Source organism: Campylobacter rectus (assembly GCF_004803795.1).
Classification (GTDB): domain Bacteria; phylum Campylobacterota; class Campylobacteria; order Campylobacterales; family Campylobacteraceae; genus Campylobacter_A; species Campylobacter_A rectus.
In genome coordinates, this window is the sequence record NZ_CP012543.1 from 338,834 (window position 1) to 363,726 (window position 24,893).

Here is a 24,893-nt window from a genome sequence, read left to right on the forward strand (position 1 = left end):
TATTTTAGGAAAAAGAAAATGAAAAAAGTAATTTTATGTTTGGTTGCGGCGTGTTCTTTGGTCTCTGCCGCTATGTTTAACGAGGCTCAGATACGTGAATTTGAGCAAAAGTGCGAGGCCGGAGACGCTATTATATGCGGTAGCGTCGGGATATCGTACTATATGGGCGATAACGGTTTTACGAAAGATTACGAAAAAGCTGCGAAATTTTTTGCGAAAGCTTGCGACGGAAATAACTACAAAACCTGCTCGAATCTCGGGTTTATGTATTCTACCGGCCAAGGCGTCGTTATAAACCCTGATAAAGCCGCGGAGTTATACGTCAAGGCTTGCGAGGGCGGAGACGTTTTTGGTTGCCAAAACGTCGGGGCTATGTATCTTAAGGGCCAGGGCGTAAAAGCAGACGCCATAAAAGGGTTAGGCTATATAAAAATAGCTTGTGATAAAGGACTTTGGGGTGCTTGCTCAAATTTTGCGCTTGCTAACGAGCTTATCGGTCAAAAAACCAAGTCGGAAGCATCTTTTAAAACAGCCAAAGAATACTTTAAAAAAGCATGCAATCTGGGCAAAAACGACCGCAGCGCGCAGGTTATTGAGGAGCAAAAGAAGATATGGCTACAAGCGTGCGAGAAATACGAGGCTCTAAGAAAACAAAACTATTAAAATTTATCAAAAACTTAGCCTTGCTAAGGCCTCGGTAGACATCGTAACTTAACGCGAAAACCTCGGTATCGTTAAAAATAGTTTAAATTCGGCATTTTCACAACATCGGTTTGTTGGGCTTAAATTTGCTTTGAATTTAAACTCTGTGCGGAGCAAAAACGCCGATAAAACGTCAAATTTATAAAATTCGCCCGAGTCGTCGCGGCAAAATTTAGCGAGCGCAAATCAAATCGTATCTACCGAATTTCATCAAATCGGGCTAGTTTATTTTTACTTGGCGCAAAACCGAAGCTTTAAAACATAATCAAAAGTGCCAAAATGTCGCGCCAAAAGCCACAGCAGCAGCAAAAAGTAGGGCGCCAAAGCAAATCGTTTGGCTAAAGTCCATTAAATTTACGCTCTAAATTTGACGGCTAGCGATTAAAGGCTGCGGCAAAATCAAATTCAGTAAGAAAATTTAACGAGAAATTAAAAAGCTACGCTAAAAGTCCGGCGCCTTTGATCGCTTGGCTGCGCTCTTTTGCGTAGATGCGCTCGCCTCCTATGACGTCGTATTTCCAGATCGGCGCGTTGGCTTTAAAGTCCTCGACGAACTCGTTTATCAGCCGCAAGGCGACCTTTCTTTGCAGGCTCACGACGCCTGCAACGTAGGAGCTCTCGTGCACCGGCACGTCTCCTCGCGAGTGAGCAAAAAGCACGTATGCGCCTAGATCCTTTGCCTTTTGCTCCCAGCCTGCTAGCCATTTGCGTAGGATCGGCTCGTAGATGTCAAAGCTAAGCGCGCTTATGCCACCTTCCTCGCGCACGATGCCGGTAAACGTGATGAGAGCGCCGCAGTTTTTGTCCTTAAACTCGTCGTACCAAGCGTTTGTGATCGCTTTAGCGTCGAGGCTTCCTTCAAAAATCTGCATCTTAACCTCCGCAAACCGGCGGTAAAATGGAAATTTTATCCCCGTCTTTTAGCGGCGCGTCAAGAGAGCTTGCTATCTCGTCGTTTACGGCGACGGCGCAGATTTTTAGCCACTCGCCAAGTTCCGCGTATTCGCTTAGTTTTTCTTTTACTTCGCTTAAATTTGCCGCTTCCAGTTTTAAATTATGCATCTTTATCGGGCCCAAAAACTCGATTTCTACCATAAATTCGCCTTTGAAATTAAAATTTTTTCTTGATTTTACTTAAAAAAATATTTAGATATACTTACGTCAAATTTTAAACGAAAGAGCCCTAATGAACGAAATCTTAAGCAAAATAAAAACACCCGCCTACGTCTGCGAAGAGGCCAAGGTACGCAAAAATCTCGAAATTTTAAAACGCGTCAAGGATGAAAGCGGCGCAAAGGTGCTAGTCGCCCTAAAAGGCTTTGCATTTAGCGGCGTGATGGGGCTTGTCGGCGAATATCTAGACGGCGCAACGTGCAGCGGCCTATATGAGGCTAAATTTGCCGCAAAATACGCTCGAGGCGAGATTCACACGTATTCGCCGGCATTTAAAGACGAGGACATAGATGAGGTGCTAGCGCTCTCAAGGCACGTGGTTTTTAACTCCTTTGCGCAGTGGGCGAAATTTAAGCAAAAAGCCCTAGCCGCGGGCGTTACCTGCGGGCTTCGCGTAAATCCGGAGCTCTCCGTCGCGCCGACTGACGCTTATAACCCGTGCGGTCGCTATAGCCGCCTAGGCATCACTCGCGCAAATTTTGACGCAGACGCGCTTGAGGGTATCACGGGACTGCATTTTCACGCGCTTTGCGAGGAGAGCGCGCAGAGTCTGGAGACCGTGCTGATGGCGTTTGAGGAGAAATTCGGCGAGTTTATCCCGCGTATGAAGTGGGTAAATTTCGGCGGCGGACATCACGTGACAAAAGAGGGCTACGACGTAGACCTACTCATAAATTTGATCAAAAACTTCCGTGCAAAATACGGCGTCGAGGTCTATATCGAGCCCGGCGAAGCGGTGGGCTGGCAGACGGGATTTTTAGCCGCTTCGGTGCTTGATTTCGTACAAAACGAAAAAACCATAGCCATCCTAGACGTTTCAGCCGAGGCGCATATGCCCGATACCGTGCTGATGCCCTACCGACCGGCGGTGCGCGGCGAGAGCAAAGGCGGTAAATTTAGCTACCGTTTCGGCGGAAATACCTGTCTAGCGGGCGATATAGTGGGGCTTGACGCGGGCGAGCCCGAGTATAAATTTGACGCACCGCTAAGCGTGGGCGATAAGGTGATCTTTGAAGATCAGATCCACTACACGATCGTGAAAAACACGACCTTTAACGGCATCAAGCTGCCTGATTTGCTGCTTTTAAAAGAAAACGGCGAGCTTGTAACCGTGCGGGAATTTGGCTTTGAAGAGTACGAGAGGCGAAACTGAATTTACCGTCAAATTTTAATCTTAAGCTTGATTTTCAGGCTTTGCTTGGCTAACTTGACAGTGCATAGATTTTGCTAAATTTGGGCATATGGCTTAGCGATCACGGTATGCTTGCAAAATCGATCGTTATATGTAAGGCGGCGCTCACGGGCTTTGTTTAAAATTTGATAACCGCTGCCGAGCTCTCGCAGTCGTTTGCGTTTAGGCGTTTTTTGCGACTTGTTCGGTTTGTGCGCGCTGCGTTTAAATCCGCGTCTTATCGGTTAAATTTGATAAATTTGCCGCTTGAAATTTTGTAATGATAGTTGGGCTCAAATTTGGTTTTTCGCTCCGTTAAATTCCGACGCCCGGGACGCAAATTTGACCTTTTTACGGTGCCGTTTCGGTTGTAAATTCGGATCAAATTTGAGGCGTTAATCTTTTGCCGCATCGCCGACTTTTATCAAAAATGAAGTTAAATTTAAGATAAATAAAATCTAGCTTATATAAATGAATTAATATCTCGTATTATAAATTTACTCTCGATTTTGATAAAAACGCAGCGCGACCGCCCAAAAAAGAGAAATTTTGCCGCTAAGCTTGCATTACGTTATTTTTTGATATAATTCCGCAAAAGTCCGCACAAATTTAGCCTTTGGCTGGATGCCGAACGACCGGCTTTTTAAGGCGGAAAAACAAAACCAAGGGAGATAGCATGACGAGAATTTTTAGTTTGCTTTCGGTTTTCGCCTGTTGGGCCTTCGCTATCGAGGCGAGTCCTAGCACAAACCAATACCAGAGCAATATCTGGGCTGCTGGTAGAATCGAAAACATTAAGCCTTACGAAGACGGTTTGGGGCCGATTTTCACGTTTCTTCAAGGCAACGACTACTTCGCCATAGCGGCTTTGTCGCTTATTTTTGCAGTCATCGGCGCATTCATTTTGCACTTTTTGATCATCGGACCGAAACACTTCAGCCACGACGGCAATAAGGTCTATGCGTTTAATATGATAGAGCGCGTATCTCACGGCGCTGCGGCGATCGCATGGATGATCCTCATACCGACCGGCGTCATTATGATGTGGGGCGCTGAGCTTGGCGGCGGCGCGTTTGTTAGATTTTGTAAGGACATCCACGGACTGGCGACGATTTTGTTTGCCGTTTCGGTACCTCCGATGCTGATAGCTTGGACTGTGAGGATGTTACCTGTTGTTTATGATATTAGATGGATGCTGATTGTGGGCGGATATCTATCAAAGGTTAAACGCCCTGTGCCTGCGGGTAAATTTAACGCCGGTCAAAAGGCGTGGTACTGGGTAGCGATCCCTGGCGGTATCGTAATGATACTAACAGGCGCTGCGATGTTTTTCCTTGACTTTAGAACCCCGGACGTTGCAACCTGGCTAGGCGTATCGCAGATCGAAGTTTTAAGAGCTTCCGCGCTTATTCATAACGTTCTTGGCATCGTTTGCGCGGTATTTTTCCTAGTGCACATATATATGGCGGCCATCGCGATACACGGCGCTATTTGGTCGATGATAACGGGCTATAAAGAAGAAGAAGAGGTCTACGTACTTCACCACTACTGGTACCAAGAGCTCATCTCTAAAAACAAAATCCCGGTATCTGAATACGAAAAAACTTACGCGAAATTAAAATAATAAAAAAGGAGAAATTTTTCTCCTTTTTGCCTCGGAGGCGAGCTTGTAAGCCTCCTTTTTATACGAAATTTAAAATCTTTTAGATAAAATTCCCCTAGACTTCAGGTTGAAGAGTAATAAATTTAAGGAAAAATCATGCAAATCGATTGTAGAAATTTAGCTTGCCCGGAGCCGGTTATCAGGACGAAAAACGCACTTGACGGTTTAAGGGTCGGCGAAAAGCTTGAGATTTTAGTAAATTCCATCGCTCCCAAAGAAAATATCAGCCGTTTTTTAAAAAGCCAAAACGTCGAATTTAGCGTCCTGCAAAACGGTGCCGAGACAAAAATCACCGCCGTTAAGGGCGAATCCAAACTTGAGCTAACGAATTTTGACAAATTCGCCTGCGAGATCATGCCAAAGACTAAAAAAACAGTCGTTTATCTAAACGAAGAATACGCCGGAAGCGGCGACGTGGGCGTTAGCTTGCTAGCTAAATTTTTAGGCGCGCTTTTACAGGTAGAAAAACCAGAGTACGTCATTTGCGTAAATAACGCCGTCAAAATGACGACGAACCGCGCTCATCCGAGCTTTAAACCGCTTAAAGATTTAGAGGCTGCGGGCGTTAAAATTTTAAGCTGCGGCAGCTGCCTAGAGGCGTACAAGCTCGTAAGCGATCTAAGCGTCGGCGAGATGTCAAACGCATACGAAGTCATGCAAATTTTAACTACGCACGAGCAAATCAAACTATGATTTATAACGACAAACGTCTCACGAAATTCGTCCGAGCGGCGGGTTGAGCGGCCAAGCTTGACCCGTCGGGTCTAAACAAAACTATCGGCGATTTAAATTTAGCTCACCCAAATTTGCTCTCAAACATCGGCACGAACGAAGACGCGAGCGTCTTTAAGATCACGGACGACATCGCGCTCGTTCAGACGCTGGACTTTATCACGCCGGTGGCGGACGATCCGTTTATATTCGGTCAGATCGCAGCCGCAAACAGCCTAAGCGACGTGTTTGCGATGGGCGGCAGGGTGCTAAACGCGCTAAATATCGTCGGTTTTGACAGCTGCAACCTAAGCGGCGAAATTTTGGGCGAAATTTTGCGCGGCGGACAGGATAAAGTCGCCGAATGCGGCGGAGTGATCGTGGGCGGACACACGATAGAGACGCAGCAGATGTATTACGGACTTAGCGTCACGGGCGTCGTTTCGCCAAACTCTTTTTGGTCAAACAACACCGCGCGAGAGGGCGACGCGCTCATACTTACAAAGCCGCTGGGAACGGGCATTTTAAGCACGGCGATCAAGGCCGATCTGCTAAATTTAACCCAAATCGAGCAGGCCGTCGAGACGATGCGGCAGTTAAATTTCTACGCCGTGGGCGCGCTAAAAGGCATCAACGTAACGGCGGCGACCGACGTCACGGGATTTGGCTTTTTAGGGCATTTAAGCGAAATGCTAAACGATAAAATAGGCTTTGAAATTTACGCGGATAACGTGCCCGTAATAGCGGCTGCGCGCGAGTTTGCCGATATGGGTATCATCCCCGAGGGCAGCTACAAAAACCGCGAATTTGCGTGCAAATTCGTTAGCGGCGATGCGGATATCTTGCTTTACGACGCGCAGACTTCTGGCGGATTACTGCTCGCAGTTCCGCAAAGCGAGGCAAATTTGGCTCTGTCTCGTCTAAAAGAGGCGGGTTACGAGAGCTCGGCGATCGTGGGTATAGCTAAAAAACGCGGCGAATACGGCATAAATTTACGCTAATCGGGCTTAAATTTGAGCTCGTGATGACGGGCTGCCATAAAGGTTAGTCGCTTCAAATTCGGTCAAATTTTAAGCGGCGGATCGGAAACGGCAATCTCGCCGATTTTTTGTTTTCGCTATTTAAATACCCGCTTAAGAATTTTAAACGTAAATTTTATAAAAATCATCAAATTTATCTTGCGCCTTTTTAAGCTACTAAACAAGTTATACAAAAAGTTAAACAGGTAAAATTTGAGCCGTTTAAAATCCCCGAAAGCCAAATATCCTTAAAGATAAAATTTAATAAAAACAAAAAGCTTTCCAGTGATTATGCATAAGTCTATTTCTAAAAATCCACAAAATTTCTCATAAAGCCGAACAAACGCTAAAGTTAAACTAATCAAACTAAAAAGCTTACGCTAAAGCAATGTAAATTTATTATTTATCCTAATCCAAAGCCGTCAAATTCCTAAAATATTTTTCTTAAATTTAAGAGAATTATGCAATATGTTATCAAAATTATCTCAAATTTTAAGCGAAAATATAAAAGAATTAAATTAAAATTACTCTCTAATTTTAATGAAACAAAGGAGATAAAAATGGAATTTTTATCGTTTCTCTTTCTGGCTTTGGCCGTTTTCATCGCTTGGAAAAAGCCGGAGAAAGAGGGTTTGGCATTTGGTGCATTTGCCGTGGGGACGGCGATTTGCTTTATTATGTTTTTCATCGCCAGCTGGACGTCCCTGCTGCCTTACGCGGCGTATTAGGAGGGCTAGATGAGTTTTTTTAACGAGAAAAATTTCGACTTCGTCATGGCCAGCGCGGTCTTGCTCGTGCTTGCTATCCCCGTCGGTATCGCAAACATTTATCTCGGCTACGTCATCGGAGAGGGCCCTTGCACGCTTTGCTGGTGGGAGCGGATCGGCATGGTCGTGGTCGGCGTCGCTGGTATCTTGATACTGCGCTACGGCCTAAAGGCGCGCTATATAGTCGCCGTGCTTTTCGGCGCTGCATACGGTATTTTTATGACGCTTAGACACGCTAGCTTTAGCCTATATAGAGACGTAGGTATGGGCTTTGGCGGCGATATATTCGGTGCGCATACTTATACTTGGGGCATTTTGGTGTACTGGGTCGTGGTTGTAGCGATGGGGCTGATGATGCTTTTTGCCAAGGACAAGGTCGTCTCTAACGATATCGCGCGCGCTGATACCAGGGTCAAGCCTCTTAACGCGTATTCAAAATTCGTGATCGCTTTGAGCCTATTCGTGATCTTATCAAATGCCGTTCAGGCGCTCATCTCCTCAGGCATACCGCCCTATAGCGGCAAGGGCGATCCCGAGCGCATCAGCCTAAACAACACTTGGACGGCGGGCGTTTGGAAAAGATTTGAAAAGCCGTTTTCATTCACCGGCTCAAACGTCGTCGAGGATCCGTTTATAGCGGGCGAACCTAAAGATATAAGCGTCAAATTTAACTCCGATCCAAGCGCCGGCGCGTTTACGGACGTGAAGCCCGCGCTTAGCGTGAAAAATAGCTTCCCGCTTCCTTTTGAGACAAAGGGAATTTTTGGCAAAGGCGTAACGAGCGGCCTAGCGTACAACGCTAAAAACGATACTTTCGGCATCTCAAACACCGAAGGCGGCGTTTATTTTACGGACGCGAATTTTAAAGAGATCGCTCACGCCGTCATCGACAAGCCAAACGGCCGCAATATCAAAAAAGCCGTCGCATCGACCTTTGTCGGCGATATGCTGGTGACTACAGGCTTTAACAAAACCACCTTCGCCATTAAGCCCGTGGAAAAAGTGGACGCGTATCACGAGTGGAGATATTTTAGGGAGAGCACCGGCGGGCTCGAGTCTGCGTGGAAATTTGACCGCCCGGCGCTCTTAACGATAAGGGCGAAAAAACAGTACGTCCTAACGCTCGCAAAAGACCCGCAGAGCACCTATATGTATATGATCACGGTGCCAAACGAGCGCGCTAAGAACTTGATCCTCATAAAAGTAGATAGCAAGGATAAAATGCTAAGCGGCGAAACCATCGTGACATCAGCTCTCGCACTAAAAGATAAACGCGACCTAAAAGACTACTACGTCACGGCTGGCGACGTCGAGGGCGGTAAATTTTTGGCCTACTCCAAAAACTACAACACCTTGCTCGTGATCGACCTTGCGGACGCAAAGGTGATAGACGCTTACGCGATGCCGCAAATCGGCGATATCTCGGGGCTAGCGATAAAGGGCGGCAGCATCTACGCTCTAGCGCATAAAGAGGGCAAAGTAAGCGTCGTAGAGCTAAATAATCCTCTTGCGGAGTAGATTCTAGGCGGTTTGTCAAGCGGATCTTGCAAATTTGGCTACGGGCGAGGGCGCGCAAATTCGTTAAATTTAAAGAGCGGATGCGGACTTTTAATGTGAAATTTAGCTGCGGCTAAATGTAAATTTAAAAGTTAGCCGGATTTATCCGCTCTTTGTCGGCGCTAAGGTTGCCGTTACGGACGGCAAATCTCGGCTTGGATAGGCAATCAATCGACAAAGCTTAGCGCGAGCTAAATTTCCGTCGTCGTTAGGTCGGTTGGTGCGGCGGGCGGCTTTTAGCGGTAAATTTACCCGCCGCTTTAAGGTGCGTTAAGTTTAAATTCCGACTAAATTTGTATAATCGTTCATCCCAATCAAAGGAGCGAAAATGAATTTTTTAGAAGTGATGAAATTTCGCCACGCGTGCAAAATTTTCGATGAAAATAAGAAAATAAGCGCAGGGGAATTTGATTTTATCTTGGAGGCCGGTAGGCTAAGCCCGAGCGCGATGGGACTGGAGCAGTGGGACTTCCTCGTCGTGCAAAACAAAGAGCTCAGGCAAAAGATCCGCGAAGTCTCATGGGATCAGCCTCAGATCACGTCTTGCTCGCACCTGGTCGTGATTTTGGGCAAGGTCGCCGAGATAAAATACGGCAGCGAATACGTCGATAAAATAATCGCCAGATGCGAGGACAAGGCGCCCGAAACGATCGCTCAGAGACGAAATTTTTATCGCGATGTCTTGGTCGAGAATTTCAAAAACGATGACGAGCTTACATTTCAGTGGTCGCACGAGCAGTGTATGATCGCAGCGGCAAATATGATGAATGCGGCGGCGAGCCTTGGCATCGACAGTTGCCCGGTTGAGGGCTTTGACAGGGCTGCGCTAAACGAGGTTTTAGGGCTTGATACGAGCAAGCAGCGCGTGGCTATCGTCGTGCCGTTTGGCTACCGCCTAAATCCTCAGCCTAAAAAATACCGCCGCGAACTAAGCGACATCGTGAAGTGGATTTATTAAATTTCATAGCAAAACAGCTGCGGAAATTTTAAAATTTAACGCGGTCGGCGCAAGCTTAACGCGGTTTTGGCGTCGGCCGAATTTTAAATTTAAGTTTTGTTACTCAAATTTGATGCAAATTTAAATTTGCCGAGGCGACGAAAATGAAAAACGAACCGATAAAATCTACGTCGGCAGGGAGAGCGTGTGCGCCGCAGATGATGTGAAAGCGCATCTATACGTTTCTAGCGATTTTGACGATTTTGCGACAAAGCTTTGCGCCAAACTGCCGTTTGACAAGCGGTCGCGCTATCTGGGTCGGTCGCAGCAAAACGCTGGTGGCGGCCCCGACGGGATAATCGTCTGGGGTAAAAAAGACGGCCGCGCTTATTTCGTGCGATATTTTATTTGGCTCAACGGAACTTAATACAAACACAAGGCGTATTAAGTAACGATAAAAACTATGTTCTTAAAAAGTAACAAGCGTAGCGAAGTTAAAAACATCTAAGTTTTCAGGTGAAATTTCCAAGCCAGTCTAGAAGCTTCGCTTTATATAAACCTGCCTGCAGCACCGTTTCGCTTGTTTTAAAATAGATGAAAGCTACTTTAAAGCTAAAAGGGTAAGGGGTCTTGTGCTTAGCTTCATGCTACTGATAAGACGCACTCTCTTTGAGAAAAGAGGTAGAGGTATAGCAAAAAACACCGGTGCTTAACTTCGCTTAGCGTCGCTTCGCTAGCTACCGTCGCCTAATGGCTAGGGACCGCTCGTAACTGCGTCTTGAAAAGCTACGAACGCAGTGAAGTAGAGCAGAGCGGTATGCTTAAAAGAGATGGCAGAGTTTATACTCAAATAGTTAAAAACTGCTCCGCAAATGAACTAATGCTGATACTGTCGCAATATAGTAAGCTTGATAGTTCTACTATATACTATACTCTGATTGTTGGAAAGCTTATGACGGATTAGTAGATTACGCAGCTTTAGCTCATTATAGAGTAAAGCATTCAAAGAATGAATTTTAGTTTGCTACTCTACAAGACACAAACGGTAAAAATCATATAAACGGTATAGAAAACTTTTTCTCAAAGAGAGTGCGTCTTATCAGTAGCAAGCAAAGCGCGGCTAAGCGCAAGAGCTACGACTTGCGTTGCTACTGCTTCCTGAAAGGCTACGAGTTTAGCGAAGTAGAGTTTAGATATAACACTAAAACTACACAGGAAAACTTATATCAGAAACTGTTGAAATTGATAAGAGAGAATCCGATTAAGTTTAATTGAGCCTTTTTTATACGAGCGAGTATTTAACCGCGCTGCACGGTGAAAGTCGGTATGAGCCAACTGGGGCGCACCCGTATTTGTTTTGCGAACGGCTCGGCAGATTTGCTCAAATTTAAGACGCAAATTTCGGCAAAATTTCAAATTTGCCGAAATTTTAAGCTTCAAATTTAAGAATTTACGACCGCGCTAAATTTACCGAGCCTGCAAATTTAGCCAAATTTACACAAATCCCGCAATCTCAAATCTAACTAAAATTTATCGCTCTGCCCGTTTAGCAGCTTATCCACGACATATACGGCGACCTTTTTCGCGCCGTTCATACTGATGTGCACGCCGTCGTCGTTGCGTAGCGGCTTTTTATCGGCGCCCGCTTTGAGAAATTTACCGCCCTTGCAGATCGCGCCGCCGATATCGATGTAGCGCGCGCCGTATTTTTGCGCCGCATCCTTGTAGATCAGGTTTAGCGCTTTCATTTTTTTGTCGAATTTCTCGCTTTTCATACACGGTATTCCTAGCCACACGACCTGCGCGCCGTGCTCTTCGGCGATCTCGTAGATCTCGGCGATCCTGCCCTCATACGCTTCGCGCCACGCCTCGCTGCCAAAGTCCAGCGTTCGCTCGTCAAAGGAGTAGCTATAAGCGTCGTTTGCGCCAAATAGCGCCAAAATGAGCAAATTTTGCGGGCGCTCTTTGAGGTTTGCGAGTGCGGTTTTTAGCTCCTCGCTCCAGTCGTAAAATTTCTTATTCGTGAGTCCGGTGCTGGCTTTCGCCATATTTTTTATCGCGATTTTTCTGGTCTTTAGCGCATTTTCAAAGCCCCAACCAAAGCCTTGCATTATGGAGTCGCCTATCAAAATAACGCCTAAATTTTCATTTAATTCGATATCAAAAGGCTCGGATTTTGATATCGCGCCCTTGTCCGTCCGGGCTACGGTTTCGTGCGGTAAATTTGACAAATTTAGAGCCGGCGAGCTGTTTTTGTCTAAATTTAAAGGTGTTTGAGCGTGTGAAGTTTGAGCGCTGTGCGCCGTTAAATTCGTTTCTTTTATCGCGCTTGTGCTCGGCGTTAAATTTTGCGTATTTTGAGCATTTAAATTTGAAGGCGCGGTTTGGTTGGTGGTTAAATTTTGCTCTGCTTTAACGCTTGCCGTAGCTTGATTATTTTTAGAATTTGACTCGTCAAGTCCGGCGTGAAAGATCCGCATAATTTTGTCAAATACGGATTTTGCGCTTTGCGCACTCTCTTCGGCGGCGTTTATAAATTTATCGCTCAGCGCCATCGCGCGCTCGTCCGTGATGAAAAAATCTTTTTGATATTTGGCTTCGTAGTAGTTTGACAGCGGTCGCAAAAACAGCGCGATCAGCGTAAAAAACGCAAGAAAAACCCCGAAAAACGCTCTCATTAAAATCCTTGATAGATGAAGTTGGGCATGCCTGAAGGCATCAAAAAGTAGATAATTATCCCAAAAATCGCCAAAAAAACGGCTGAAAAAAAGATGTTTAAATTTTCAAAAAACTTGATCAAGAGCGGATAAACGTCAAACGCGGCGTATAAAAATACAAAGGCGAAAACGCCCGCAAATAGCGCGCAAATCGCAAAAAGCTCGTCGTGCGAGTTTCTAAAAATAGCCCCGATATAGCGCACCGCCCCCTCAAAATCCATCGTGAAAAATACCCAGACCATACTCACGAAAATAAAAGTAAAATAGCGGGCCGGCATAGCTGATTTTAGCCATTCGCGCTCGCTGGTTAAATTTAAAAACACGACGCCAAGGCCGTGGATGAGCCCCCAGAGCAAAAAACCAAGCCCGGCGCCGTGCCAGACGCCCGAGATCGCAAAGACCAGCATCACGTTTAGCTGCGTTTGCGCCCGGGTGCCGCGACTGCCTCCGAGCGGAAAATATACGCACTCTTTGAAAAAATTCATAAGGCTGATGTGCCAATTTTGCCAGAAAATTTTTAAATTTCGCGCCGTAAAAGGGCGGTTGAAGTTTTGCGGTAGCGTAAAACCGCACATGAGCCCGAGCGCCGTTACAAAGTCCACGTAGCCGCTAAAATCGGCGTAAAGCAGCACGCTGTAACCAAAAAGCGCGCCAAGAAGCTGCGAGGCGGGCAGGGTGGGCGCGGCGAAAATGGGGTTTATGAGCTCGAAAAGATGGTTTGCGATAATGAGTTTTTTAAAAAGCGCGGAGCACAAAAGCGCGAATACGGCGGGGCTGGCGCTAAAAACCTTGGGCGAATTTAACGCCTCGAAAAAGGGCTTTGGCCGCAAAATCGGACCCGAAATAATTGCGGCGAAAAAGCTAAGAAAAATGAGCGTATCAAAGTAGCTAGGCGCCTCCAGTTCGCCGCCCCGCACGGCCTTTAGCAGCAAGATGCTCATAAACGAATAAAACGAAATGCCAAGCGGCAGCGCGATGTTTTCGAGTCTTATGACACCGAATTTGATCGTGAAATAGCCGCCGTATTTAAAAAACGCAAGCGCGCAAAGCACGAAAATAACGCCCGCGGCAAACGGTAGTGCCGAGTCTTTGTCCGCTACGGCTCTGACAAAGAGAAAAATCGCCGTGCTAAAGATAAAATTTATGATTAGAAATTTAAGCCCGAACGAGGCCAGAAACAAGTAGGAAAAGGCGAGTAAAACGGCTTTTTGAGCTTGCGTTTTATCGTTTAAAAAATAATAAATCGGCCAAAAAATAAAAAAACACAAGCCAAATTCTATAGAAAAAAGATTCATATCCTACCTAAATTTTTACGTAATTATATAAAATTTTTATTTCGGATTAGGTTAAATCTACGTTTGCGGTAAATTTAAAATTTAATCCGTGATTTGCGACTTTTGCTAGCACGCGTCTTTTAAATTTAAACTCGAATTTACACTAAATTTATGCTGAAAAATCGCTTGCAAATCAAACGGCGAGCGAGGGTGAGTTTTTGTAAAATCGAGTACGAAAGCGCAATCAGACTAGCGTAAGCGGGGCGGCGTAGCGCGAGTTTTCGGTTTTGCGCCGAGGCGTTTTGCCTTATCGCTTCATCTTTAAATTTAAGTTTAAAAATCGCAAAAACCCGGCAATGTGAGGGGCGTGTTTTAAATCTTGCGTCAAATTTTGACTTAAAATTTGAGTTTAAAAACGGCTCGCGAATCGGTCGGTTTAAGTTTTGCGCCGAATTTGCACTAAATTTGACCCCGAAAATCGCCCCGCCCGTCTTACGAAACCTCGGCGATGCGGTTAAATTTAGAGATGCTTTATCGCCATAAACTTAGCGGCGCTAAGCGGATTTACTGATTTTAGAGCGGTTCGTCCTATAAATTTCTTATCGCCGCAAGCACGTTTGCCGCGTCGTTTGCGGGCTCGGCGATTTTGTCAAATCTCTCAACGACCTCGCCGCCTTTGATAATAAGCGTTTGTCGGTGGTAAAATTTCTTACCGTCGTTCGTCGTAAATGTTTGCAAATTTAGCGCGGTTTCAAGCTCAAAATTTTCATCGCTCAAAAAGATAAAATTTGCGCCCAGGCCCTGCTTAAATTCAGCCATTTTCTCTATGCTTTGCGACCCTACGGCGATTAGTGTAAAGCCTGCGGCTTTGATATCGGCAAGGTTTTCTTGATAGGCTTTACACTGAAGCGTGCAGCCGGTTAGCCCTTTTAAATCTTTTAAATTTTCGGGTAAAAACTTCCCGCTTTCGCCCATTTTCGGATAAGTAAAAACGATGCAGTTTTTGCCTCCGGTTAGCTCGCTAAAACTGACCGAATTTCCGTTTATGTCTTTCATTTTTTTCCTTTAAATTTATTCATTTCAAAAATTTCTTTGCTTGCGTATGCGTTTTGTCTATTTACGACGTCCAAGATCACGATCGTGCCGTCTTTTTTCTCGTAATATGCGGCATTTGCCGATGTTTGAGTTCGTGAGCTTTTTATATTTTGGTCTTGATAGCGCCTCGATTTTACGCAAAATATTGCAACTTATTAAAGACTGCGTTTTTTGTCGAAATTTGATCTCCTTAAGCCGCTTTCGGTATTATTTTTAGCGCTATCATACGTCCAAAAGGCCATTTTGGACTCCTTTGGCGTGTAGCCGGACTCTTGTTTGCTACTCTTTTTTCGTTTGCCATTTGCGCGTTCGGCCGGTCGTTATACGGCTTGTTGAATTTTTCGCTCTTCGTTTAAGGAGTTAAAATTTTTCCATCCGCGTTGTCGTCTTAAGCTCTTTGGCCAAAATTGCCTAACTATACGATTTAACGTCTTAAAATGCCTAAGCTAAATTTTTCTAGCCCGTGCATTAAAAAAATACACCAAAAACAAAACCAAAAAGCTAATAGCAAGCATAATCGCCGAATAAACGTGCGCCTTGGTGTAGTCCATAAGCTCGACGGCCTCGTAGATAGCGATGCTGGCAACCTTGGTCTTGTCCCCGACGCTGCCGCCTATCATCAGCACGACGCCAAACTCGCCCAAAGTATGCGCAAAGCTCACGATCAGTGCGGTTAGAAGCGAAGGCTTGATATTTGGCAGAGCGACTCTAAGAAGCGTCTCCCATCTGCCTTTACCCAGCGAATAGCTCGCCTCAAAAAGGCTCTTCGGTAGGCTCGCAAAGCCCGCCTGAAGCGGCTGAAACATAAACGGCAGCGAGTAAATGCAGCTAGCGATAATAAGGCCTGAAAAGTTAAAAACCAAGCGAATATCAAAGGTTTCCTCGAAAAATTTGCCTAAAAAGTTGTAAGGCGAGAGAAAAACCAGCAGGTAAAATCCCAGCACCGAGGGCGGTAGCACGAGTGGTAGCGAGATCACGGCCTCGAGTGCGGGCTTAAATCTAAAACTCGCTCGGCTGAGCCAAAACGCAAGCGGCATCACGAGGAAAAACAGGATAGCCGTCGAGATAAAAGCGAGTTTTAGCGAGAGGTAGAACGGGGTAAAATCAATGTTCATTTGAGCTCGCTTTCATACCGTGAAATTCGGCGTTTTTGTTGCTTTTTGGTTCGCGGTTCGGGCTGCGGGCGGATTTTTCGGCGCCACTTTCATTAAATTTAAAATTAGCTTTATCTCCGTAAATTTTACCGCACACGATATTTACGCCACTGCCAAATTCATAGCTTGCTTTTGCGTTTGTTGCTAAATTTACAATCGGCGCACCGTTTTTGTCGCCTTTGCGCCGCTCATCGGCAAGATCGGGAGCGGTTTTTTGGGTGCGGTTTTCGTATGCGCTGTCAAATTTAAAACTTATTTTTGCATTATGATTTTCGCGGCTTTGCTCTCCGTGCATACTTTTAAATTTAAAATTGGCTTGTGCGCCGTAAATTTCGACGCGGCTACGTTCGCTAAATTTAACATTAGTATTTTTGCCGTGCGGTTCGCAGGTTTTTAGCGCGTCGCACCTACTATTTTCGCTGTTTTGTCCGCCGTCAAATTTACGGCTTGCCTTTGCCTCCGCCGTCAAATTTGCGTCCTTTTCGCTGCTATCGCGTCCGCCGACAAATTTGACGTTAGCGTTTTCGTCATATGCTACGTCGCTCGCGCAGCTTCCTCGTTCGCCGTCAAAATCACCGCTTTTTTGCAAATTTAACCCAAACGCTTTTGCGCTCAATACCGCTTCGTCGTCCGATCTTAAATTTGCCGCCTCGGCTGCGCTAAGAGCCACTTCGCAAAGCTGCTGGCCGACTAGCACGACGGCGACGTAGATAGCGTCGCGTTTTGAGATCTCTAAGATCTTAGCCGGCAGGCTAAATTTTTGCGAGCCCGAATGCCGCAAAAATATCTCGCTAGGGCTTCCGACATGCGCTATTTTGCCGTTTTCAAGCACAAAAACTTTTGATGCGAGTTTATAGATCTCGGCGACGTCGTGACTAACCAAAACGGTCGTCATATTAAATTCGGCGTGGATCTTAGCCAGGTAGTCTTGCAGCTTTTCGCGCATCGCGTTATCAAGTGCGGAGAGCGGCTCGTCGAGTAGTAAAATTTCAGGCTTTCGCATAAGTGCGCGAGCTAGGGCGGCGCGCTGCTTTTGGCCGCCCGAGAGCTGCGAGATAGCGGCGTTTTCCAGCGAGCTCATCTCGACTAGATCTAGCAGCTTATGCGCTAAATTTAAGTCGTTATTTGCAAAAAGCAGGTTTTTCATCACGTTCATATTTGGAAAAAGCGCGTAGTCTTGAAATAAAAACCCGATATTTCGGCTTTGCGGAGGAGCGAAATTTTTACCCTCGAAAAGCGTCTTACCGCCCGCTTTTATCGCTCCGCTATCCGGCGTCTCAAAACCTGCGATTAGGCGCAGCAGCGTCGTTTTACCGCTACCGCTTTTGCCGTAAAGAGCGACGAATTCGCCCTTTTTGACGTTTAAATTTACGTCTAACTCAAATTTCCCGTCTGCGCCGTTTAGGCTTTTTTTACAATTTAGTTCTATCATGCGATGTAAAGCGAGGTTGCCTTGACGTAGGCGTAAATTTGATCGCCAAGCGATAAATTTAGCCGCTTTAGCGATGCGGTAGTGATGATGCTTTCAAACTCAAACTCGCCGGCGTTTAGATGCAGCGAGCTTGTGATCTCGCCTTTTTGGATGTCTGAAATTCGCACTTTTATCTCGTTTGAGACCGAGCAGTTTAAAAGCGGGGAGGTAGCGACGAAGACGTCCGAGCTTTTAAAGTTTAGCCGAACTTCGTCGCCGATTTTTAGATTTTGCAGATTTTCCAAAGAGAGCATTTTTAGGCTTAAATTTTCGGCGCTAAACTCAAAAACACTAACGCCGTCGTTTTGCTCTATCGCCGAAATTTTAGCCTTTATCACGGGACGACGTATCCGAATTTTCTAAAGATTTCTTTTGCGCGGTCGCTTCTGATGAAGTCATAGAAAGCCTTTGCTTCCGGGTTGTTTTCGCCGTGCTTTAGGATGACCATACCTTGATCGATCGGAGCGTATAGATCGGGGCTAACAAGGATGAAATTTTTACCCTCTTTATACTCGGCCATTTTTTTATCATACATAGCCGAAGCCGCGATAAATCCGACGTCGGCTGCGCTTAGAGCTTGGCTTAGAGCTTCGCCGATAGATTTTGCGATGATGACGTTTTTCTCGACCTTATCGTAGATGCCGGCTTTTTTGAGCGCTTCGATGCTGGCTTTGCCGTAAGGAGCGGTCTCGGGATTTGCGATCGCGATGGCTTTTAGGCCTTCTACCGCATTTATACCCTTAGCCAGATCGATATCTCTGATCGTAAATAGCGCAAGTGCGCCTTGAGCATAGACTACAGGCTCTGTTACGGCAAATTTAACGTCGTAGAGATCCTTGACGAATTTCATATTCGCCGCCATAAAAACGTCCGCCGGAGCGCCGTTTTTGATCTGCGTAGATAGCGCGCCGCTAGCCCCTAGCGTGACGGTCACTTTCGTATCGGGATTGGTTTTAGCAAACTCCGTCTTTAGCTCGTCAAACGCGTAAGTGACGTTTGCCGCTGCAAATACGTTGATCTCGCCCGCGTTTAGATGAAAAGCCGCGAGAGCCGCGACGACTAACGAAAAAAATGTTTTTTTCATTTTTATACTCCTATTATGATTTGACTTGCTTTGATTATGGCGGTGAGCTCGTCGCCAACGCCGATTTTCATATCCATCGCGCTATCTTTCGTGATGATGGAGGTTAGCGTCTGGTGGTTGCTGATTTCCAGTACGATTTCGGCGTTTACGGAGCCGATTTTGGCCTCGATCACGCGCCCTTTTAGCAAATTCGCCGCGCTTAGTTTTAGATTTTCTTCTTTTGCGAGCATTACGCTTGGAGCTTTAAAGATAAATACGACCTTTTTGCCGACTTTCAAATTTAGATTTTTTTCAGATTCGACCGTGACGGTGGCACGTAAAATTTCGCCGTTTGAGAGCTTGGCGCTGATCTGCGAATTTACCGCGCCGGTTTTTATCTCCGTGATCTCGCAGCTAAGCTGATTTCGCGCGCTTAGGCTCATACTCATACGCTGTAAATTTAAAATTTCGTTCGTATCGACGTTTATATTTGAGCAAACTTTTTCTAAAAATATCTTTTGGCTCTCCAGCATCGCGTCGTATAGCGCGATCATCTTTTTACCGTATGCGGTGAGCTCCGAGCCGCTGTTTTTCCTGTTGCCCTCGGCTCTTGCGATTAGCGGTTCGTCCGAGCGGTTATTTAGCGCGTCCAGGCTGTCCCATGCGTTTTTGTAAGAGATGCCGACGTACTCGGCGGCTTTGGTTATGCTTTTTGTGTGTTCGACGGCTTTTAAAAGCTCTATATGTTTAGCCAGCACCGATGCTCCGCCGTCTAAAAATAGCTCTAAACTAACGTCTGCTTTCATAAAAATCTCCCGAATTTTAGTCAGTAATATAAAATAATTTATTGAAATTTGTTAAGAAGTATATTTAAATATATATGAAAAATAACTTAAGTAAATTTCGTGATATTAGGCGTTTTGAAATTTATAAATTTAAAAACTACATTGAGATAAAATCCTAAGCTACCGCATCGGTAGATTTGAAATTCGGAGATTTGATGATAAAAATTTTACTGTCATTTTTGCTCGTTTTTGGCTGCGTTTTTGCCGAACAAATGCAGGAAAAGAGCGAATTTGACGACGAATTTGCTCAACCTAACGAGATTTTCGATCCGCTTGGCGGCTACAATAGAATGATGACGGGCTTTAACGATTTTATCTACACAAAGGCCATCCATCCGGCGATAAAAGGCTACAACTACGTAGTTCCCGAGCCTGCAAGAACGGCGGCGGGAAATTTTTTCGACAATCTTTTATACCCCGTTCGATTCGTAAATAACCTCTTGCAACTTAAATTTAGCGAGGCCGGCGAGGAGACGCTGAGATTTTTAGCAAATACGATCATCGGCTTTGGCGGGCTAACCGACGGCGCGAAATACTACAATTTGCAACGCCACGACGAGGACTTCGGCCAGACGTTGGGATACTGGGGCGTGGGTAGCGGTTTTCACGTTGTTTTGCCCTTTGTCGGACCTTCAAATTTGCGCGATATGGCGGGTATGATCGGGGATTATTACCTAGATCCCGTTAGCTACGTAAAACCGATGTTGGACTCCTTTGCTATAAAAACTTTTCGCCAGGGCAATCTCTTATCGCTTCATCCGGACGCTTACGACGAGCTTAAAAAGGATGCGATCGACTTGTATCCGTTTTTGCGCGACGCCTACGAACAGCGCCGAAATCACCTAATAAAGGAATAAAATGAAATTTTTAAAAACGCTTTTGCTCGTGCTTTTTGGCGCAGTGAGCCTATTTGCCATCGGCGAGGAGCAGATAAAACCTACGATGCAAAAAACGACGCAAGACGCCATAGGAGTGCTAAAAAACGCAAATTTGAGCAAAGACGAAAAAGTGAGTAAAATTTTCGCCGTTTTTGATCCGTATTTCGACTACGAGCAGATGTCGAAAATCGCTCTAAACAAGCGCTACAACAGTCTAAGCGCCGAGCAAAAGGCTAAATTTAATAAAGCCTTTGAAGAGCGACTAAAATCAAACTACGTCGATAAACTCTTAAGCTACAAAAATCAAGCTATAAATTTTAAAGACGCGACCAAACCAAACGTTAATCGTTACTTTTTAAACGCCGATTTAGTCGGCGAGGACGGTAAAAACTACGGCTTTACATATAAATTTTACAACGCCAAAGAACGCGGCTGGCTCATCTACGACATCGAAATTTTAGGCGTTAGTATCATTCAGACCTATCGCAGCCAGTTTGATAGCTTAATGGAAAACGAGAGCTTTGAAAATTTGCTTGAGAAGCTAAATTCGGTCCAAGCGCCGCAACAATAAAGGCGCTGATGAAGCGGATTTTTAAATTTATCGTTACTTTCCCAAAAAGCGTTATCGCAGGCGTACTCACCGCGACGCTATTTTTTGGATATTTTAGCGGCAAGCTCGAAGTTGATGCCTCGACCGAGACGTTGCTGCTTGAAAACGATAAAGATTTAGCCGTTTTTAGAGACGTTTTTAAGCGCTACGTAAGCCCCAACTACCTAGTCGTCGCCTATACGCCAAAGGACGATATTTTAGCGCCCGCGACGCTTGAAAAGATAAAAAATTTAAGCGACGAGCTGGCTAAAAACGAGCTCGTATCAAACGTCATTTCTATCCTAAATATTCCTCTTTTGCAAAGCGGCTCAAACGAGCTAGGCGAGCTGGTTAAGCACGTGCCAAGCCTTGCTGATGCGGACATAAACAAAACTCTAGTGCGCCGCGAGTTTGGAGACAGTCCGCTTTATACGAACAACATCGTCAGCGGCGATCTAAAGACCACGGCTATCGTGCTAAATTTAAAAACCGATGAGAAATATCAAAGCATACTAAACGAGCGAAATGCCCTGCTAAACGCCAAGCTTGACGGCAACATCACAAGCGAGCAAAAACAGCGTCTAAGCACGGTAAATGCGCGCTTTAAAGCCTACCGCGACGAAGCGCGCGTAAAAGAGCATGCCGCGATCGAGCAAATCCGCAAGGCGGTAGCTAAATTTAGCGGCGAGGAGAGCCTATTTTTAGGCGGAGCCAATATGATCGCGGATGATATGGTGGGCTTCGTGCGCTCCGATCTTGCATCATACGGCATCAGCGTTACGCTTCTTTTGATTTTTAGCCTTTGGCTGTTTTTCAGGCAGATTCGCTACGTCTTTATGCCTATTTTTATCTGCGTGATTAGCGTTATCTGGGCGAGCGGGCTGTTTGGGTTTTTCGGCTGGGAGATCACGGTGATTAGCTCAAACTACATCGCCCTTCAGCTCATCATCACGATCTCGGTCGTCATCCATCTGATCGTGAGCTACCGCGAATTTTACCTAACAAAGCCGCACCTTAGCAACTCCCAGCTGGTCTATCTCACGCTTAGAGATAAGGCTAGTCCGTCTTTTTTCGCGATTTTTACGACCGTCATCGGCTTTTTGTCGCTTGCGCTTTCGGATATCAAACCCATCATAATGCTTGGCGTTATGATGAGCGCTTCGATCACGGTCTCGCTAGCGCTAGCGTTTTTGCTATTTGGCTCTGCGATGACGCTGATGCCAAAACTTGCGCCCGTTAGGACGTTTGAAAGCAAATTCGGCTTTACCAAATACTGCGCAAAATTCGCGCTAGAGCACGGTCACGCCGTTTATATGATCGCGCTTGCGGTGCTTATTTTCGGGCTCTACGGCATCTCAAAGCTCAGGGTTGAAAACAGCTTCATTAGTTATTTTAAAGATACGACCGAGATCCATAAAGGTATGCAAGTAATAGACACCAAGCTGGGCGGCACCGTGCCCGTTGATATATTGATCAAATTTAACAAGCCCAAATTTAATGAGATCGCTGCTAAAAATGAGCCTAAAGACGAATTCGACGACGAATTTGCCGCCAGTGCGAATGAGGATAAATATTGGTTTAACCAGCATAAAATCGACGTTGCTAAAAAGGTGCATAACTACCTTGAAAACAAACGCTTCGTCGGCCACGTGAGCAGTATGGGCACCATCGTAAAGATCGTGGAAAACATCACCCGAAAGCCTATCGACGGACTCATGCTCTCGATCCTCTACGAACAGATCCCGCAAAAATACAAAGACATCATCCTAAGCCCCTATGTAAGCATAAAGGATAACGAGCTGCGCTTCACTGCGCGCACGCTAGATAGCGACGATGCGCTACGCAGGGACGAGTTTTTGCGCGAGCTAAGAACCGATATTGCAAATTTGACCGCAAACGACAACACTAGCGTGCAAGTTAGCGGCGCGATGGTGCTTTACAACAACTTGCTCCAAAGCCTCATCGTCTCGCAGGTCGATTCCTTCGGTTTTGTCGTTTTAGCGCTATTTATCGTGTTTTGCATTATTTTTAGAAGCATTAAGCTTGCCGCCATCGCCATCATCTCGAATTTGATCCCGCTTTGCGCGGTTTTTGGCGTTATGGGAGCGCTGGGCATCCCGCTTGATATAATGAGTATTACGATAGCGGCTATCAGCATAGGTATCGGCGTGGACGACATCATCCACTATATCCACCGCTTAAAAATCGAGCTTAGAAGCAGAAACGTCGCCGAGGCTATCAAAGCTTCGCACGCCAGCATCGGTTATGCGATGTATTACACCTCGTTTGCGGTTATACTGGGCTTTAGCATAATGGTGACGAGTAACTTTATCCCTACGATTTATTTCGGGCTTTTGACCGATCTTGTTATGATAATGATGTTGCTGGGGGCGTTGGTGTTGCTGCCGACCCTGATCTCTACCTTTTACCGGGTTAAAATTCCCTGCTGATTCCCCGTAAACGACGGATTTCAAGCTTTAAAATTTTAAACCCGCTTCGGTTACGTATTTCATATACGCGCCCTCGCGGGTTAAAATTTTAAAGTTAAACTACGCCTATTGCGTCTGGAATACTTATATCATATCTTACGAAATTTGCAAATTTTGCCCACCGAAACCCGCATCTTTAAAACGTAAATTTAAAACGTGCGGCGCGATAGCGCCAAATTAGACCTGCACGCAGTGCAGCAACTTCTCACGTCGTAGGGGATAGGGGATTGTTAAGGGGGAAGGGAGCTCTTTTGCTTAGCTTCACTGCGTTCGTTACCGTCGCTGCGCTCTGCCAAAGCAGCTTGCAAGCAAGAAGAGACCGCTAGCGCTCGCCTTGTGCTTGCACTCTCTTTGAGAGCTGCTAGCAGAGCGCAATTCAAGCCCCCACCCCTTTACAACAAGCAAAAAACAACCTTAAATGGTTGTTCTTTGCATAAAGGTTAAAATTAAAGTAGTTTGAAAGGCGAGTAGAATTTTAACCAAGCCAAATTTAGCATCGTCAAGACTTGGGTCTGGGCGGGTAAAATTTGAAGCTGAAATTTACAAATTTGATTTCAAATTTGACCACAAAGAGTCAAGGCGAAGTATTGCGAGATGGATTTTTACTCCGCTGCGCTCACAACGCTAAAGCGAGGAAGGGATTTGCTTTCCTTATGGACGCAACTGCTTGCATAAAAATTTAGCGTAGGCCGGACTTTTGCTTTGCGGTTGCGAGTGTAACGAGGCAAAGGCAGTCTGCTGAGCTAAATTTTACCAGCTCCGTTAAAGACGCTTGCGAGACAGGCCGCCACAAAGGTTAAAACTACTCCTTTAAAACCTTCAAAAACGAATACACGTCTCTCACGCCGTCGATGTGCTTGGCATACCAGATCGCGTGTTTTTCCTGCTCGATATCGGTGATGATGCCCGTAAATACGACGTTACACTGCACAACGCCAACTCTTATGCTGGTGCCGCTAATGATGCTATCTTTAAAAAGGCTGTTTTTCAAATTTAGCATTATGGCGAGGTTGCTTTCGCATTCGCCGCCGTTTTCGGGGAAGCGAATATACGTGTAGATTTTACTCACGCCGCTCGTATTTTTGGCGAGTTCTATTAGCTTGTTTTTGTGCTCGGCATCGGGCACCACGCCGATTAGATACACGTCGCCGTAAAAGCTCTCGACGTCCAGGTTTAGGTTGCTAAGCCCGCTCGTGCCTAAAATTTTAGTTTGGATTTTGGTTTTTATAAATTTGTCTTTTGTTATCGAGTATATGCCGCGCTCGTCTTGGCTGATAGAGTAGGCGTCGTAGATGTTTATGCCCGTTAGCGGCGTCACGGTCGTAAAGAGTTCGAGGCAGCCGCCGAGGAAAAATATCGGCGTAAAAATGAGAATGTTTTTTAAAAAAATTCGCGCAAATAGCTTTTTCATCACAGGCCTATAAAATTTGCCTAAATACTATAAAAATCAAACTAAAATTTATATAAATTTGCTATAATCGCGCTCACCATCCAAAAACGCGGAGGATAAAGCGATCTGGTGGCGCTCGCGGACTTCAAATCCGATGGCGGGGCGGTTGACCGCTTCGCGGGGAGTTCGATTCTCTCATCCTCTCGCCAAACTTCTAAATTTATTATC

The 24,893-nt window shown here is 45.7% G+C and carries 23 protein-coding genes, 1 tRNA gene and 3 pseudogenes; 15 read left to right on the plus strand and 12 right to left on the minus strand.

The features are described from left to right. The first annotated feature begins 18 nt into the window (after nt 1–18). Nucleotides 19–663: a tetratricopeptide repeat protein gene (locus tag CRECT_RS01705; RefSeq protein ID WP_004318659.1), complete on the plus strand. Its 645-nt coding sequence runs from the start codon at nt 19–21 to the stop codon at nt 661–663. A gap of 476 nt (nt 664–1,139) precedes the next feature. Here CRECT_RS01705 and CRECT_RS01710 read toward each other — a convergent pair whose 3' ends face one another. Together CRECT_RS01710 and CRECT_RS01715 are read right to left on the minus strand one after the other, a co-directional pair. Continuing rightward, nucleotides 1,140–1,574, minus strand: coding sequence for a molybdopterin synthase catalytic subunit (locus tag CRECT_RS01710; protein ID WP_004318710.1), 435 nt, complete (start codon nt 1,572–1,574; stop codon nt 1,140–1,142). 1 nt (nt 1,575) lies between these two features. After that, entirely contained in the window at nt 1,576–1,797 is a 222-nt protein-coding gene (locus CRECT_RS01715) for a MoaD/ThiS family protein (RefSeq protein WP_004318686.1), read from the minus strand. A gap of 91 nt (nt 1,798–1,888) precedes the next feature. Between CRECT_RS01715 and nspC the strand changes: the two genes are divergently transcribed. Then, nucleotides 1,889–3,028, plus strand: coding sequence for a carboxynorspermidine decarboxylase (nspC, locus tag CRECT_RS01720; protein WP_004318674.1), 1,140 nt, complete (start codon nt 1,889–1,891; stop codon nt 3,026–3,028). A 256-nt stretch (nt 3,029–3,284) separates the two neighbouring features. Here nspC and CRECT_RS01725 read toward each other — a convergent pair whose 3' ends face one another. Continuing rightward, complete coding sequence (locus tag CRECT_RS01725) at nt 3,285–3,458, minus strand: hypothetical protein (protein ID WP_004318740.1); 174 nt, start codon at nt 3,456–3,458, stop codon at nt 3,285–3,287. A 264-nt stretch (nt 3,459–3,722) separates the two neighbouring features. Between CRECT_RS01725 and CRECT_RS01730 the strand changes: the two genes are divergently transcribed. From CRECT_RS01730 to CRECT_RS13145, 9 genes and pseudogenes are all read left to right on the plus strand, one after another. Further along, nucleotides 3,723–4,670 carry a formate dehydrogenase subunit gamma gene (locus CRECT_RS01730; protein ID WP_004318730.1) on the plus strand — a complete coding sequence of 316 codons (948 nt, stop codon included), beginning with the start codon at nt 3,723–3,725 and terminating at the stop codon, nt 4,668–4,670. Nucleotides 4,671–4,805: 135 nt separating this feature from the next. Beyond that, on the plus strand, nt 4,806–5,402 hold the full coding sequence (yedF, locus tag CRECT_RS01735; RefSeq protein WP_004318879.1) for a sulfurtransferase-like selenium metabolism protein YedF: 597 nt from the start codon (nt 4,806–4,808) through the stop codon (nt 5,400–5,402). After that, the gene (gene selD, locus CRECT_RS01740) at nt 5,399–6,421 is read left to right on the plus strand and encodes a selenide, water dikinase SelD (RefSeq protein WP_390888125.1); all 1,023 of its coding nucleotides are present in this window, start codon (nt 5,399–5,401) and stop codon (nt 6,419–6,421) included. The genes yedF and selD overlap by 4 nt, the downstream gene beginning before the upstream one ends. A 578-nt stretch (nt 6,422–6,999) precedes the next feature. Then, nucleotides 7,000–7,167 (plus strand): hypothetical protein, encoded by a 168-nt coding sequence (locus CRECT_RS01745; RefSeq protein WP_171992660.1) that lies wholly within the window; start codon nt 7,000–7,002, stop codon nt 7,165–7,167. A gap of 9 nt (nt 7,168–7,176) precedes the next feature. Further along, nucleotides 7,177–8,724, plus strand: coding sequence for a disulfide bond formation protein B (locus tag CRECT_RS01750; RefSeq protein ID WP_004318793.1), 1,548 nt, complete (start codon nt 7,177–7,179; stop codon nt 8,722–8,724). Nucleotides 8,725–9,091: 367 nt separating this feature from the next. Beyond that, nucleotides 9,092–9,721: an NAD(P)H-dependent oxidoreductase gene (locus tag CRECT_RS01755; RefSeq protein ID WP_004318797.1), complete on the plus strand. Its 630-nt coding sequence runs from the start codon at nt 9,092–9,094 to the stop codon at nt 9,719–9,721. 202 nt (nt 9,722–9,923) lie between these two features. Then, nucleotides 9,924–10,127: a hypothetical protein gene (locus CRECT_RS01760; RefSeq protein WP_004318657.1), complete on the plus strand. Its 204-nt coding sequence runs from the start codon at nt 9,924–9,926 to the stop codon at nt 10,125–10,127. 387 nt (nt 10,128–10,514) lie between these two features. Further along, nucleotides 10,515–10,781: pseudogene (locus CRECT_RS13140) on the plus strand (transposase); the annotation flags it as partial. A gap of 98 nt (nt 10,782–10,879) precedes the next feature. After that, nucleotides 10,880–10,975 (plus strand): annotated as a pseudogene (locus CRECT_RS13145) (IS1595 family transposase); the annotation flags it as partial. A gap of 248 nt (nt 10,976–11,223) precedes the next feature. On the opposite strand, the gene CRECT_RS01770 reads toward CRECT_RS13145, so the two are convergent. The 8 genes and pseudogenes from CRECT_RS01770 to CRECT_RS01805 all read right to left on the minus strand — a co-directional run bounded on the left by CRECT_RS01770 (nt 11,224) and on the right by CRECT_RS01805 (nt 19,280). Continuing rightward, nucleotides 11,224–12,378 carry an SGNH/GDSL hydrolase family protein gene (locus tag CRECT_RS01770; RefSeq protein WP_004318684.1) on the minus strand — a complete coding sequence of 385 codons (1,155 nt, stop codon included), beginning with the start codon at nt 12,376–12,378 and terminating at the stop codon, nt 11,224–11,226. After that, complete coding sequence (locus CRECT_RS01775) at nt 12,378–13,712, minus strand: MBOAT family O-acyltransferase (protein WP_004318715.1); 1,335 nt, start codon at nt 13,710–13,712, stop codon at nt 12,378–12,380. The genes CRECT_RS01770 and CRECT_RS01775 overlap by 1 nt, the downstream gene beginning before the upstream one ends. 567 nt (nt 13,713–14,279) lie before the next feature. After that, nucleotides 14,280–14,747, minus strand: coding sequence for a redoxin domain-containing protein (locus CRECT_RS01780; protein ID WP_004318698.1), 468 nt, complete (start codon nt 14,745–14,747; stop codon nt 14,280–14,282). A 485-nt stretch (nt 14,748–15,232) separates the two neighbouring features. Then, nucleotides 15,233–15,901, minus strand: a complete 669-nt coding sequence (gene modB, locus CRECT_RS01785) for a molybdate ABC transporter permease subunit (protein ID WP_004318692.1) — start codon at nt 15,899–15,901, stop codon at nt 15,233–15,235. A gap of 616 nt (nt 15,902–16,517) precedes the next feature. Next, nucleotides 16,518–17,372 (minus strand): annotated as a pseudogene (locus CRECT_RS01790) (ABC transporter ATP-binding protein); the annotation flags it as partial. After that, nucleotides 17,369–17,749, minus strand: coding sequence for a TOBE domain-containing protein (locus CRECT_RS01795; RefSeq protein WP_004318825.1), 381 nt, complete (start codon nt 17,747–17,749; stop codon nt 17,369–17,371). The gene CRECT_RS01795 and the pseudogene CRECT_RS01790, both read right to left, overlap by 4 nt. Then, nucleotides 17,746–18,495, minus strand: coding sequence for a molybdate ABC transporter substrate-binding protein (gene modA / locus CRECT_RS01800; RefSeq protein WP_004318808.1), 750 nt, complete (start codon nt 18,493–18,495; stop codon nt 17,746–17,748). The genes CRECT_RS01795 and modA overlap by 4 nt, the downstream gene beginning before the upstream one ends. Nucleotides 18,496–18,497: 2 nt before the next feature. Next, entirely contained in the window at nt 18,498–19,280 is a 783-nt protein-coding gene (locus tag CRECT_RS01805; RefSeq protein ID WP_004318747.1) for a TOBE domain-containing protein, read from the minus strand. A gap of 197 nt (nt 19,281–19,477) precedes the next feature. On the opposite strand from CRECT_RS01805, the gene CRECT_RS01810 reads away from it, so the two are divergent. From CRECT_RS01810 to CRECT_RS01820, 3 genes are read left to right on the plus strand one after another with little or no spacing between them, the layout of a single operon-like run. Continuing rightward, on the plus strand, nt 19,478–20,176 hold the full coding sequence (locus CRECT_RS01810) for an MlaA family lipoprotein (protein WP_039887918.1): 699 nt from the start codon (nt 19,478–19,480) through the stop codon (nt 20,174–20,176). Between the two features lies 1 nt (nt 20,177). Beyond that, complete coding sequence (locus CRECT_RS01815; protein WP_004318732.1) at nt 20,178–20,768, plus strand: Tgt2/MlaC family protein; 591 nt, start codon at nt 20,178–20,180, stop codon at nt 20,766–20,768. Nucleotides 20,769–20,776: 8 nt separating this feature from the next. Next, a complete protein-coding gene (locus CRECT_RS01820) occupies nt 20,777–23,236 on the plus strand; it encodes an efflux RND transporter permease subunit (RefSeq protein ID WP_004318729.1) in 2,460 nt (819 codons plus the stop codon). Nucleotides 23,237–24,077: 841 nt separating this feature from the next. On the opposite strand, the gene CRECT_RS01825 is transcribed toward CRECT_RS01820, so the two are convergent. Beyond that, nucleotides 24,078–24,686, minus strand: coding sequence for a BON domain-containing protein (locus CRECT_RS01825; protein ID WP_004318727.1), 609 nt, complete (start codon nt 24,684–24,686; stop codon nt 24,078–24,080). A gap of 90 nt (nt 24,687–24,776) precedes the next feature. Between CRECT_RS01825 and CRECT_RS01830 the strand changes: the two genes are divergently transcribed. Continuing rightward, nucleotides 24,777–24,874 (plus strand) — tRNA-Sec (locus tag CRECT_RS01830). Nucleotides 24,875–24,893 lie beyond the last annotated feature (19 nt).